A 13087-nucleotide genomic window follows, 5' to 3' on the forward strand; every position below is an offset into this window, starting at 1 on the left:
TATATTGATTACTACAATCAAAAGAGAATGAAAGCAAAATTAAAAGATCTGAGTCCAGTAGAATACCGAACTCAGATCTTAGAAGTTGCCTAAAAATATTTGTCTAACTTTATTGGGTCAGATCATATTACGAAAGGCTGTTTTTTATTTGGGCATAATATGAAAGCCCTCTTCCGGAGTGGAAGAGGGCTAAGCCATACCTTATTCAATTGTGTACTATCTTAAATTAAATTAGCGTTGGAAAGATCCGCTCATAGATTGTTGAGCCATAGATACTAAACGCTTAGTGATTTCTCCACCTACAGATCCGTTAGCACGTGAAGTAGTTTCGCCACCAAGGTTTACACCAAATTCGCTAGCGATTTCGTACTTCATTTGCTCTAATGCTTGCTCTGCTCCTGGTACTAATAGTTGGTTTGAAGAATTGTTGTTTGCCATGTTGAACACTCTCCTTCAGTTTTTTTGGTGGACTATTTTGGATTGAACCAAATTGATTTAGTAAATCAAGCTTTCAGCATAGTCCGTTATAAAAAGGTTTTTGTTGTTGGCGACTTGTTGTCGCTGTGTTTACTCAATATTATGGATGATTTTTTTGATCCTATTCGAAATAAACTGCAGGTAATGTTTTCCTGTTCATATATTTTTTTTGTCTTACATGAACAGGTGAGATGCATCTCAAACTAATAAAAAAACAAAGTAGGGAAGAGAAATGGGAATATGTCCAGTTTGTAACGGGCTCGAAGAAAAATACTTTAATTGCAGTACATGCGGAAGTGAATTAGAGGAAGCAGGAAGGTTAATGGATTTTTTTGATGACTATAGTGCATATATGCCAATTGACTTAATGAAGATTGAAGATGGATATCCTGAGGATTTTGCTAAGGGACTCTGTCCACATTTATACAAGTGTCCGTCTTGTTATAATGATGTGGTGCAATTTATACAAGAATAGAAAAAAGGATGCAGCGCGCTCGTGCTGCATCCTAGATGATTAACGTATTCTTGACTCTGTAGTTACATCGAAGAAGTGAGCTTTGTTCAAATCAAATGCTAAATCGATTGACTGACCAGGTTTAATATCTGAACGAGAGTCTACTCTCGCTACAAAATCCTGACCCTCAATGCTTGAATAAAGCATGGTTTCAGCACCAGTTAATTCTGACACATCAATTTTTACATGAATTTTTGTACCTTGAGAAGCTTCGATGAAAACAGGCTCATCATGGATATCTTCCGGACGGATACCGAGAATAATTTCTTTACCAACATACCCTTGTTCACGAAGTACTTTCATTTTTCCTTCTGGGATAGCGATAGAAGTTTTGCCTGCTACAAATTTACCTTCTTCGATTTTTCCTCTTAGGAAGTTCATTGCTGGTGATCCAATAAATCCACCAACGAATACATTTTCAGGCTTTTCGTATACTTCTTTTGGTGCTCCAACTTGCTGAATAACTCCGTCCTTCATAACAACAAGACGAGTAGCCATTGTCATTGCTTCTGTTTGGTCATGCGTTACGTAGATAGTTGTTGTTTGTAAGCGTTGATGAAGCTTTGCAATTTCAGCACGCATTTGAACACGAAGTTTAGCATCAAGATTCGATAATGGCTCATCCATTAAGAATACTTTTGCATCACGGACAATTGCACGACCTAATGCCACACGCTGACGTTGACCACCAGAAAGTGCTTTTGGCTTACGATCAAGGTAAGGTTCTAGACCAAGGATTTTCGCAGCCTCTTGAACACGACGATCAATTTCATCCTTAGGAAACTTACGAAGCTTTAATCCGAAAGCCATATTGTCATAAACACTCATATGTGGATAAAGTGCATAGTTTTGGAATACCATGGCAATATCACGATCTTTTGGTGCTACATCATTTACACGTTTTCCATCAATAGAAAAGTCACCTTTAGAGATTTCTTCAAGACCAGCAATCATACGTAAAGTTGTTGATTTTCCACAACCAGATGGTCCAACAAATACGATAAACTCTTTATCTTGAATATGAAGGTTAAAGTCTTCAACAGCAGTTACTTTATTGTCGTAAATTTTGTAAATATGATCTAGAACTAACTCAGCCATAATGAATTCCTCCCAATAAACTGTAATCGTTTTCTTGTATATAGATTACATGACTGAAAGGTTCTTGTACTATGTGAATAGTGCACAAAAATACGGAGAAGGAAATTGGGCAATGTGCTATTTTTGCTTTTGTGATTGAAGTAAGCAGGCGATATAAAGGGTAATGGCACTAGGATAATCTTTTAAATTTACGCCAGTTTTTTCTGTAAACTTGTCTACTCGATATTGTAAGGTGTTACGGTGAATGTATAATTTCTTTGCTGTAACACTCGCGTTTAAATTATTTTCTAAATATACTTGAATGGTTGCGAGCGTTTCTGGATCGTCCATTAAAGGCTGGAGAAGTTGTAATTCTATAGCTTTTAAAAGCTCCACTGGGAGACTGTGCGAAAGCAAAGTTGGGAAAATGTTCTCAAATGTAAAAACTCTTTCCTTCCGCTTCCATTCTAAAGATTGTTTGAAAAATAGACGGTCTTGATGGAATAATTCCTTTAATTCCTTAGCATAGTGAAACTTTCCAATGAAGAAACTGACACGTAAGTAAAGATCATTTTCAAATGTCTCAGAGATTTCTAAGAAATTTTCTGCCATCAAAATGCTGTGCGATTCATGTTCAATAAGTACAGCATGATTTGGGGTTTCCCAAAAAATAATAATTTCTTCAGATAAAAAGCCTCTTAAGGCAAGTTCTAAATCTTTTTGCTCCCAGTCCTCACCTGAACAATGAAGGTGAATGATTCGAACCCGACGCTCTTGTTTTTTTTGTAAAGGAACCCCTCCATCTGAAAATAAAAAATTGTACCATCCCTGAGATTGAAACTCTATGATTGGTGGTTCAAAAGAATGGAAAAGGGTATCTAGTAGCTGTTTTTCTTTTGGATCTAACATGTTTTTTCTAATTCCAACCCAACCGTCTTCGTTTTCTTCATAATACCAGTCATACTCTTTTGTTTCTTCAAGTGTAGGCTTTTGATTTGAATATTTACTGTCTTTGAATAAGTGTTGAATTTTTTTTAGCATATGATTGCTCCCAAATCTTTGTATATCTTCATTATAACAGGTAACGTCTGGTACCAATAATTTGGCTTATAATTTCTATTTAAGAAAAGAATACGATATAATCTATTCAATAGGGGATACCGTATCGATAGTTGAGAGGTGATATATTGGAATACTCACAAGAAATGAAAAACCGATTAAAACGTCTCGAGGGTCAAGTTCGTGGTGTAATACGTATGATGGAAGAGGAAAAACATTGTAAAGATGTGGTAACTCAGCTATCAGCTGTGCGCTCGGCTGTTGACCGTGCAATGGGATATATTGTAGCAAAAAACTTAGAGGCATGTATTCGTGAAGCAAATGACGAAGGGAAAAACGCCGAGGATGCAATCCAAGAGGCTGTTAATATGATAGTAAAAAGTCGATAGACAAGTAAAAAGACACGCTATGTGATAAATAGTGTGTCTTTTTACTTCTTTTCTATTGTGGAACGGAAAAGCTCGCAAAGCATCTTTACCCGTTTTTCCTCGATCGTTTTTTCATCGAAGCTCATTGGTTTTGAATTAATTTCATAAATAACAAAATCTCCATCAGAAGTTAACCCGAGATCGATGGAGAACTCTGCAAAGAACCCATATTTCCTATTTAATTCTTTCCCGCAAAGCTCTACAATTTTTTCGATTAAAAGGTCTTGTTCCTGGGTTTGAAATTGTGAATAAGGAAGTAGCTTTCCTCCATTAGGAATATGTGTAGTTACTTGTTGATAACCTGATTGTCTAACACCTACACCTACAGGGACATGCTTCTCACCTTGAAAAACAGCTAATATTCTAAAATCATACCGTTTCCCTTGATAAAGTTGAGGACTTGCTGCTTGCTGCGCAATATATAATATATTGAGTAATTTATTAGACCATTTTCCCCAGTAATTATGAAAATCAGGGTAAATAGTTTGCTGCCTATTGTCTATGAGCAAAACTCTACCGTCTCTTTGCAACTTAATAATATGAATGCCTCTTCCCATTGAAGAATTTGCTTGTTTTATATAAAGAGAGTGATGAGCTAATAGAAATTCCTCTAGTTCTATTTTGTCTTCGATTTTTATTGTTGGTAAGAAATATTGTTTTAGATCCAAATGATCCTTGAACTGTAAGTAACAATCATATTTGTTTAAAAAACCTGGGTTAAAAAAGGGTATGGATTGTTCCTTAAAGAGTGTTACAGCCTCTTTAAAGGTGGCGGTTTCTTCATGTTTTCGAAACGGAACGCGGTTGTATACTAGCTGTGGAAAGGGAGCAACTACAGTCTCCCATGTATGATTACTAGGATCATATTTTGCTGCTTTTATACCATTACTTAAGATATCGTCAAGAGAGAATACAACAGATGTTCCGCCTATTTGTAATAACTCCTGTTGAATGGATCGGAACAATGGGATATTTCCTACTAAATTCTTTTCACCTTTTTTACTGGTTAGAATACCGATAAAAGGATTTATATTCCTAAGAATAAGAGAAGTCATTTAAAGACCTCTCCTGGCTGCTTAATCGCTTGCTCTGATAAAAAGACACCAAATGCAAGTGAAAGTTTACGAGTTAATAGGTCAAACTCCTTCATATCGGGGTGCTTAAAGATCGAACGACCTGGTTTTGAATTCGCCTCAAAAAGCCAAACTTTCCCTTCTCGGTCGACTCCTAAATCAAACCCAATTTCTCCTACAATGCCTTCCATATGATTTTCTAATACATGGCTTAGTAGAAGACTAGCTTCTGATAATTTTTGCAGTAAATTCTTTTGCTCTTCTTTATTCTCAATCACTTCTTCAATTGTTTTTATACAACCACCACTTTTTACATGTGTAGTCACACTTCCGGGTCCAGCTACTTTTGCTGCAACGGCGGTAACCTTCCATCGGCCATTTTCATCTTTATTAGTGTGAACTCTAAAATCGACTGGACAGCGCTCATGGCGTATTAAGTGTATCCCTTGTTGAATAATAAGATGATTGAGCTTGTTATTCGGAAACGTATGTTTCATTAAAGATTCTAATGTTTCAAACTTTCGCAGACGATTGATTCCATCAGTATCTCGGAACCGACAGTAATAATGATTTTGTTCTCGATCATAAAGCACTTGATAAATTCCAAGACCCAAGCTTCCGTTCATCGGTTTTACATACACATGACCATATAAAGAAAGCATTCTTTCAATCATTGAAAAAGAAGTAAAAGGATGTGTTTCAGGTAAAAGAGAAGAAACGGCATCAACTGATTCTAGCCTTTCAAAAACATCTAATTTATTAAAAAAGCCGGGATTATACCAAGGAATTAAATACTCGGATTGCAATCGATCTTTCACTTTTCGTAATGCCGCCTTTTTTTCACTCCGTCGGTTGGGAAGTCGATCATAGATGACATTCGGGAACGGCAGAATGATGGATTCCCATCCATTCATGTGATAGATAAGACCCTCAATCGTTCCTTCCTCCCAATTGATATGCTGCTCACCAAAAACAAAGGGGAGGGCTCCAACAAACTTTTTAACAGATAATAACTTAGAAAAAAACACGGACCTTTCCCCGATCGGCCGCATGGCAAATGGAGTAAAACCAGAGGTGAAAATGCCAATGAGAGGACCAACATGAATGGTCTTTTCTGCAATAAATAGATGGAAGGGAATGTCTAAAGATGGAAATTTAATCGCTTCTGCAATGTCAGGACTAAGAACAAGAGTATTTTTCCCATCTGGGTGTGGAAAGCATGTTGCTTGAATCGCAAATGTTCCAAAAGAGATACGAATTGGAGCATGATGATTAGTAAGCTCAGCCGGAAAGTATAAGGTACCTCTTTCAAGATGATCGCTAATGTCAATTCGATATTGTTTTTTCATGATTCATCAAACTCCTTTTTTGCTCCATCAAGTGTTTTGCATAAAGGATGGGAGCTAACTCTAACACAGTTTTTACTTCTGGTGTGGTGGAAACAACTACTTTTCTTCCTGGCTTTGAATTTACGTCAAGTATCCATAGTGATCCATCCTTTGCAATTCCAATGTCTACACCGATTTCAAATAAAGGACGGAAGGTACCTTCTAAAACAGTTGGAAGGAGGGACAAGATATATTGAACTTCTTTTAGTAGGAAAGAAGATGGTGAATTTTCTTTTGACCATTCCTCGAAGGTATGAATTTTTCCACCAGCACTAATATTAGAGACGATAGACCCAACAGAACCTTCACGAATACCTTTGCCACGAACAATCCACTTCCCGTGTTGATTCTTTTGCAGCAAGATCCGAAGGTCAAAAGGATGCCCCTCCTTATTGGTTAAATGTTTGTATGGTTGAATAAGGAATGTTTTCTTCTTTAAAAGAGATTGAAGCCAAACTGAAAAAAGTTCCTTTGATTCAAAAACGCGGTTCACATGTTTCCCTTTTTTATCAGTTTCAACAATATATTGCTCTTTTTCTTTTTTTATAAAGTAAATGCCTTTCCCTTGAGAACCATTGATGGGTTTAATAATGGCTGGATTGATATGTGAAAGCGAGTGTATAACTTGATCAGCGTGAGCAACTAGTGCTGAGTGAAGTAGATAAGGATGGAGCTTTGAATGATTCAAGACATCATAAAGTTCCATTTTGTTTGGAAGACCATAGCCTAAAAAGGTTACATCATTTCGTGTTTTTAACCAACGTACAATGGAAAGACAACTTTGGGAATGTGTATCATCACCATAAAAACAACGATCGTACAAAATATCAGGAAGTGGGAATTCTGCTTCGATCCAGCGGGATTCGCTCGGTTTATATTCCTCGCCAACGATAAGTTCTGACGTTGGTACAATATTCGATGGAACAAACCTAAAGCAACGGATTCCATAGTTGCTGGCAGCTTGTGCAATTCCACTGAAATAAGAATTTTCATTCCTCAGGTTTAATGTCATGAATCCAAAGGTCAGCATGAGTGTTCTCCTCCAATTCCTTGCTTTTGTACTCGAAAGCGAGTGCTGTACATAATTCCATAATTGCTCTTGTGGAAGGACGGATTTTAACTTCTTGCTCTTCGAAGTTTTTTGAGGGCTTTGAGTTTACTTCAATTAGCCAAAGCTTTCCATCCTGATCAACGCCTATATCTAAACCCAATTCACCGGTTAAACCATCTGTATTATCACTAATAACAGCTGCAATTTCCTTGGCTAACTCTTTCATTAGCACGAGTTGCTGGATCGCCACATCTCTTTCAAAGAGTTCAGTTAATGCTTTAATGGGTTTATATGTTTCGCCACCTCTAGCAATATTGGCTACAAATTGCTTTTCACCTGATATCCTAGCTACTACAGAGGTGACTTTCCATGCATTATAAAGATTTTTGTGACATAATACTCTAAAATCAATGTGGCGATTTTTATATAAAAGCAAGGGGATACCTTGCTGAATAATATAAGTTGAATTTTTTCGGAAGCGTGAGAACCATTTGAAAAAGTGCTCAACATTAGAAAAGGACATGAAATCATCACTTTGTGTTCCAGTTGATACCTTTACGATAAATGATTGACTTTCTTTATATAAATGTAAGATTTTTCGACCTTGACTCCCATGTATGGGTTTAATAAATAGGCTTGAATGTTTATTTAATAATTCAAGAAAATTGGTTTCCGTAAATAATAATGTTTCTGGGAGATGTGGTTGCAAATGCTCTTCTTGAATTAACAGTTCATGAACATCCCATTTGGATAAGAAGCGGTCATTAAAGAATGGAATATTCAATCTTGTCATTTCGTTTTTTAATTTATGAAAATAGTCACTTCGCTCCTTTCGTCTTGAATGGATCCGGTTATAAACTACATCAGGTGGAGGGAATGTATGTTTTTTCCATCCATCATTATAGTAATAGCCACTAATTTCATCTATTGAAAAATCATCACTTTTAAATACGTAAAAAAGTCCACCTGTTTGCTGTGTATGATAATGAAGTTCCTCGCAAAATGTATGAACGGATCGAAAATTCGGTTCATGGTTCGTTTCCGTACTGTCAGTCATGAGGGCTACAATAGGACCTACTATTAAGGTGTTTGACTCTTCAATAAATGTTGCTAAATACTTTGTTGCCTTAATAGGTATTTTAAATTTTGAGAGAAAGGATGAAGGTAAGTGTAATTCGTTCTTTGGTAAATCAGTTATTTCTACATAAACTTCTATGCACACCCTACCAATCTTTAGAAATATGGTAGGACGTGCTAAAATGTGATAATAACTTGCTAATGCTCGGCTTATCTGAATACAATTTTCTTTTATTTGAAACGTTTCGGTAGGAATCACCGTAATAGGTAAGTAAGAAGTAGCCATCACGATACCTCTTTCTATTGACCATGTATATGGGCAAAAGCTGATACGGTATCGTATGAAAAAACAAAAACATTTGTGAAAACTTTTATGGAAGGTAGATGTTGTATGAATATAGCAATAACCATAGTTTTTATGGTTGTCATTGGAGCGGTGATTGGAGGGTTTACTAACTCGCTTGCCATTAAAATGCTGTTCCGCCCATATCGAGCACTTTATATAGGAAAATGGAGAGTGCCGTTTACACCTGGATTAATTCCAAAGAGAAGAGATGAATTAGCTGAACAAATGGGGAAAATGGTGGTGGATCACCTCCTAACTCCCGAAAGTATCCAAAAGAAATTCTTAAATGATCAATTCCAGAAGGATATGATAAGAGTTGCTCAAACGGAGCTTGATCAACTGTTAAGAAGCGAGCTTTCTTTGGCACAAGTTTTCGAGCGGCTAGGCTTTAAGCATTTAGAAACAAGTGCATCTGAAAAAATGTCCTTATTTATTCATAAGAAATACGAAGAAGTGATGCCTCGCTTTAGGGAGAAACCAATAAAGGATGTGCTTCCGAAGGAGCTTCAAGAAAAATTAAGTGAAAAGATCCCTGTTATTAGCGAATATATTCTATTAAAGGGTAAGGACTACTTTAATAGTGCCGAAGGGCAGCTTCGAGTGGAAAGAATGATTAATGATTTTGTCCGTGAACGAAGTGGGATGTTAGGGAATATGCTTCAGATGTTCTTTGGAAATGTAAACCTCACAGAAAAGATTCGTCCAGAAATTTTAAAGTTTCTTGAAAATGAGGGGACAAAGGACCTGATAACGACTCTCTTATCAAAGGAATGGGAAAAACTATTAAATAAGAAAACGGAAGAATTTGAGGAGCAATTAGGAAAAGAGCAATTACTACAACTGATCAATCAAACAGTTAAAAAGCTTATAAAGATGGATCAACTTATACAAAAACCTATGTCAGAACTTCTAGAAAATAATCGTGAGAGCATCATTAACGATTTTGTTCCTGCTGGCTTACGCTTAGTCTTCGACTGGACTACTGGCCGTATGGAGACAATCCTTGAACGATTACACTTAGCAGATATTGTGAGAGAACAAGTTGAAACGTTTTCAGTAGAACGGCTCGAGGAAATGGTTTTATCCATTACTAGAAGTGAATTAAAGATGATCACGTACTTAGGCGCATTGTTAGGAGGAATTATCGGTCTTTTCCAAGGCATTGTTGTTCTATTCATTGGATAGGGATTATTCGCTTTTTATTGATTTGTTTGGTATAGTTGGAAGGATTTCTTTAAAAGGAGTGTATAAAAATGGCGGTTAATTTACATGATGCAGCTTATGAGTTAGAAAAGGCGATTCGCTCAAGTAATGAATATGCGAGCTTAAAAAGAATTTATGATGAAGTAAACGCTGATCCATCTGCAAAACAAATGTTTGAGAATTTCCGTAACTTACAGCTTGAATTACAGCAAAAACAGATGATGGGCCAAGAAATTACACAAGAAGAAGTTGAACAGGCTCAAAAAACAGTAGCACTTGTTCAACAACATGAAAAAATTGCTCAGCTAATGGAAGCTGAACAAAGAATGAGCATGATTATCGGCGAATTAAATCAAATTATTATGAAGCCACTAGAAGAGCTCTACGGAGCAATGGAACAATAGCATCTAAAACACTTTATCTATTTTGATAAAGTGTTTTTTCTTTTCGAACAGCAAACTCTGTCTTCTAATTGTTCTAATTATCTCGCTGTTTTCATACATGTGATATAAAGGGAAATGATGAAGGTGGGGGGCACTAACTATGATTTATCGACTGCTTGCTATAAATATAGACGGAACACTTCTTCAATCAAACGGGCGAATCCAAAGGTCAACCAAGGAAGCCGTTGAATATGTACAGGGAAAGGGGATTTATGTTACGTTAGTATCATCTAGAAGCTTTGCATCAGCAAAGAAAGTGGCAAAGGCATTAAAGCTCGATTCCTATTTAGTCACACACAGAGGGGCTTATATCGCAAGCTCGATGGATCAACCGGTATTAGTAAGAAGAATTTCGGAGGATGTCACCTTTGAGCTGGTTCGTTTATTAGAAGCCTTTCACTGTCAAATTCGTTTAGTAGATGATCGGTATTCATTGGCCAATCGCTCAAGAGTTAGCAATAATTTACTAGCAAAAACTGTGTTTTCTTCAGGAGATCCTGTCTTTTATTCACAACAATATGTTGATTCACTAAGCGATGCCATTTCAGATGAACCATGTAGTCCACCAAAAATTGAAATATTTTTTGAGAGAAAGGAAGACCTTCAGGACGCAAAAAAAGCTATCTACACGATGTATGATGAAGTGGATACATTGCAGCTGGATGAACTTCGATTAGAAATTATACCAAAGGGTGTATCAAAGTTAACGGGTCTTCTATACTTAGGAGAACGACTTGGTGTGAAGCGTTCAGAAATGGTTGTTATTGCCGATGCGATTGATGATATTGATATGATAGAGAAGGTTGGGTTAGGCGTTGCCATGGGGAATGCACCCGTTGAGGTGAAAAAGGCAGCAGATTGGGTTACTCGCTCAAATAATGAAAATGGAGTCGGATATGTTGTAAAGGAACACTTTCGAAAGCAACAGCCTATTGAGTTCTTAAAGAAAATGAATATTATCAAGTAATTGGAAGGTATGGATCAACGATTGAAAGTTGACCCATACCTTTCATTTTTGTACACTTTTAAGGCATGATATAAATTTAACTAAAAGGTGATTCTATTGCAGATTAATATATATGGATTGATGGAAGAAAAATTCCACCGTCCACTTACCAATATAGCTAACTTATTTTTTGAAGAAACGAAAGTGTTCATGGAAAACCACTCGGACCAAGCGGAGTTAACAGTTAATTTTGATTTGCGAGTATCGGATTGGCTTCATGTCCAAGCTGAAATACCAGGTTCCGAACCACTACATGCAAATTATGAAAAAGCCCTCCCAAATGATGTTACTCAAAAAGAAAAAGAGAGAATGATTAAACATGCGATCTCTTACGTGTATTTATCTGTTTTACAAACTTATACAGGAATGACACAGAAGTGGGGGATTTTAACAGGGATAAGACCAACGAAACTTCTCCACAAGATGTTGCATGAAGGAAAGCCGAAAGAGGAAGCGCACAAAAAGCTTCAAACGGAGTATATGATTTCTGATGAAAAGATTCAATTAATGCAGAATATCATTGATCGTCAATTATCCGTTGTTCCGGACTTGTATCAACTGCAAAACGAAGTGAGCATATATATTGGTATTCCGTTTTGCCCAACGAAATGTGCCTATTGCACGTTCCCTGCCTATGCGATTAATGGTAGACAAGGATCTGTGAATTCATTTTTAGGGGGCCTACATTTTGAAATGAAAAAAATCGGACAGTGGTTGAAAGAAAATAACGTGAAAATCACCACTGTATATTATGGAGGTGGTACTCCTACAAGTATTACTGCTGAAGAAATGGACATGCTCTATGAAGAGATGTACGAGTCTTTTCCTGATGTGGCAAATATTCGTGAAGTAACGGTAGAAGCAGGGCGTCCTGATACGATCACGCCTGAAAAGCTAGAGGTATTAAAAAAGTGGAATATAGATCGAATTAGTATTAATCCACAATCATATATCCAAGAAACATTAAAAGCGATTGGTCGTCATCACACGGTAGAGGAAACAATTGAGAAATTTAAGCTTGCACGAAAAATGGAAATGAATAATATTAATATGGACTTAATTATTGGTTTGCCTGGAGAAGGTGTGGAGGAGTTTTCTTATACACTACAAGAGACGGAAAAGCTCATGCCAGAATCATTAACCGTTCATACCCTTTCCTTTAAACGTGCTTCCGAGATGACAAAAAACAAAGAAAAGTACAAGGTTGCTGAACGAGGTGAAATTGAAGAAATGATGGGGCTTGCCGAAAACTGGACGAAAGAACATAATTATGCGCCTTATTATTTGTATCGCCAAAAGAACATTCTAGGAAATCTGGAGAATGTAGGATACGCGCTTCCTAACCAAGAGAGCATTTATAATATTATGATTATGGAAGAACAGCAGACAATCATTGGTTTAGGCTGTGGTGCTGCAAGTAAGTTTATCGATCCTTCAACAGGAAAGATCACGCAATTTTCAAATCCTAAAGACCCAAAGACATATAACGACTCATACGAGAAATATACGAATGATAAACTGGAAATACTCACTTGCTTATTCTCAACCCCAAGCTCTTCTATTAAGCAATGAAAGAAAGTACTTAATTTTAGAAGATAGTAAAAAAGGGATGGTTTGATTTGCGCTGCGGGTGGCGCTTTCCGCGGGCGGGGCCGAGCCGCTTCCCTCGCTTCGCTCAGTCCAGGGTCTCGACTGTCCCGCTTTTCCCGCAGGAGCTCGCGACGAGGAGGCTCGGCGAATGTCCCCCGGAAAGCAAGCGCCTGGAGCGGAAATCAACCTTTTTTCATATCAAAAAAATTGATAAAAAGCCACGGATTTAGTGAACTGACCCGTAAAAGTGAGACTTAGAAAAAACACCTATGCTGCCTGTCCCCTATATTCAAGTGGGGACAGGTAGTTTAGTTTTGCCTGAATACGTACATGATTATATCGATACATATATTGA

General features: G+C 37.1%; 15 protein-coding genes. 7 read left to right on the top strand and 8 right to left on the bottom strand.

The features are described 5' to 3' along the window. Positions 1-93: IS3 family transposase (locus tag ACVBAX_RS24990; protein ID WP_447119616.1), on the top strand; the 93-nt coding region annotated here is incomplete at its 5' end. 138 nt (positions 94-231) lie between these two features. Here ACVBAX_RS24990 and ACVBAX_RS24995 read toward each other — a convergent pair. Further along, complete coding sequence (locus ACVBAX_RS24995; protein ID WP_066058898.1) at positions 232-438, bottom strand: alpha/beta-type small acid-soluble spore protein; 207 nt, start codon at positions 436-438, stop codon at positions 232-234. Positions 439-709: 271 nt separating this feature from the next. Here ACVBAX_RS24995 and ACVBAX_RS25000 point away from each other — a divergent pair, with 271 nt between their 5' ends. Beyond that, a complete protein-coding gene (locus tag ACVBAX_RS25000; protein WP_447119620.1) occupies positions 710-952 on the top strand; it encodes a hypothetical protein in 243 nt (80 codons plus the stop codon). A 39-nt stretch (positions 953-991) separates the two neighbouring features. Here ACVBAX_RS25000 and ACVBAX_RS25005 read toward each other — a convergent pair whose 3' ends face one another. Beyond that, a complete protein-coding gene (locus tag ACVBAX_RS25005; RefSeq protein WP_251521040.1) occupies positions 992-2089 on the bottom strand; it encodes an ABC transporter ATP-binding protein in 1098 nt (365 codons plus the stop codon). A gap of 117 nt (positions 2090-2206) precedes the next feature. Then, a complete protein-coding gene (locus tag ACVBAX_RS25010) occupies positions 2207-3109 on the bottom strand; it encodes a PucR family transcriptional regulator (RefSeq protein WP_447119623.1) in 903 nt (300 codons plus the stop codon). A 146-nt stretch (positions 3110-3255) separates the two neighbouring features. On the opposite strand from ACVBAX_RS25010, the gene ACVBAX_RS25015 reads away from it, so the two are divergent. Continuing rightward, entirely contained in the window at positions 3256-3516 is a 261-nt protein-coding gene (locus tag ACVBAX_RS25015) for a metal-sensitive transcriptional regulator (protein ID WP_119707106.1), read from the top strand. Between the two features lie 41 nt (positions 3517-3557). Here ACVBAX_RS25015 and ACVBAX_RS25020 read toward each other — a convergent pair whose 3' ends face one another. From ACVBAX_RS25020 to ACVBAX_RS25035, 4 genes are read right to left on the bottom strand one after another with little or no spacing between them, the layout of a single operon-like run. After that, entirely contained in the window at positions 3558-4610 is a 1053-nt protein-coding gene (locus tag ACVBAX_RS25020) for a YheC/YheD family protein (RefSeq protein ID WP_447119625.1), read from the bottom strand. Then, positions 4607-5977, bottom strand: a complete 1371-nt coding sequence (locus ACVBAX_RS25025) for a YheC/YheD family endospore coat-associated protein (protein ID WP_447119627.1) — start codon at positions 5975-5977, stop codon at positions 4607-4609. The genes ACVBAX_RS25020 and ACVBAX_RS25025 overlap by 4 nt, the downstream gene beginning before the upstream one ends. Continuing rightward, positions 5955-7046 carry a YheC/YheD family protein gene (locus ACVBAX_RS25030; RefSeq protein ID WP_430776527.1) on the bottom strand — a complete coding sequence of 364 codons (1092 nt, stop codon included), beginning with the start codon at positions 7044-7046 and terminating at the stop codon, positions 5955-5957. The genes ACVBAX_RS25025 and ACVBAX_RS25030 overlap by 23 nt, the downstream gene beginning before the upstream one ends. Further along, positions 7006-8430 carry a YheC/YheD family endospore coat-associated protein gene (locus ACVBAX_RS25035; RefSeq protein WP_447119630.1) on the bottom strand — a complete coding sequence of 475 codons (1425 nt, stop codon included), beginning with the start codon at positions 8428-8430 and terminating at the stop codon, positions 7006-7008. The genes ACVBAX_RS25030 and ACVBAX_RS25035 overlap by 41 nt, the downstream gene beginning before the upstream one ends. Positions 8431-8535: 105 nt before the next feature. Between ACVBAX_RS25035 and ACVBAX_RS25040 the strand changes: the two genes are divergently transcribed. From ACVBAX_RS25040 to ACVBAX_RS25055, 4 genes are all read left to right on the top strand, one after another. Continuing rightward, positions 8536-9675, top strand: coding sequence for a DUF445 domain-containing protein (locus ACVBAX_RS25040; protein ID WP_447119631.1), 1140 nt, complete (start codon positions 8536-8538; stop codon positions 9673-9675). A 68-nt stretch (positions 9676-9743) separates the two neighbouring features. Then, complete coding sequence (locus ACVBAX_RS25045) at positions 9744-10097, top strand: YlbF family regulator (RefSeq protein WP_447119633.1); 354 nt, start codon at positions 9744-9746, stop codon at positions 10095-10097. Between the two features lie 139 nt (positions 10098-10236). Next, a complete protein-coding gene (locus tag ACVBAX_RS25050; RefSeq protein ID WP_447119635.1) occupies positions 10237-11103 on the top strand; it encodes a Cof-type HAD-IIB family hydrolase in 867 nt (288 codons plus the stop codon). 96 nt (positions 11104-11199) lie between these two features. Then, positions 11200-12714 carry a coproporphyrinogen III oxidase gene (locus tag ACVBAX_RS25055; protein WP_447119637.1) on the top strand — a complete coding sequence of 505 codons (1515 nt, stop codon included), beginning with the start codon at positions 11200-11202 and terminating at the stop codon, positions 12712-12714. A 285-nt stretch (positions 12715-12999) separates the two neighbouring features. Here ACVBAX_RS25055 and ACVBAX_RS25060 read toward each other — a convergent pair whose 3' ends face one another. After that, positions 13000-13080, bottom strand: a complete 81-nt coding sequence (locus ACVBAX_RS25060) for an IS3 family transposase (RefSeq protein WP_369075157.1) — start codon at positions 13078-13080, stop codon at positions 13000-13002. Positions 13081-13087 lie beyond the last annotated feature (7 nt).

The sequence above is a fragment of the Robertmurraya sp. GLU-23 genome, from assembly GCF_052983275.1.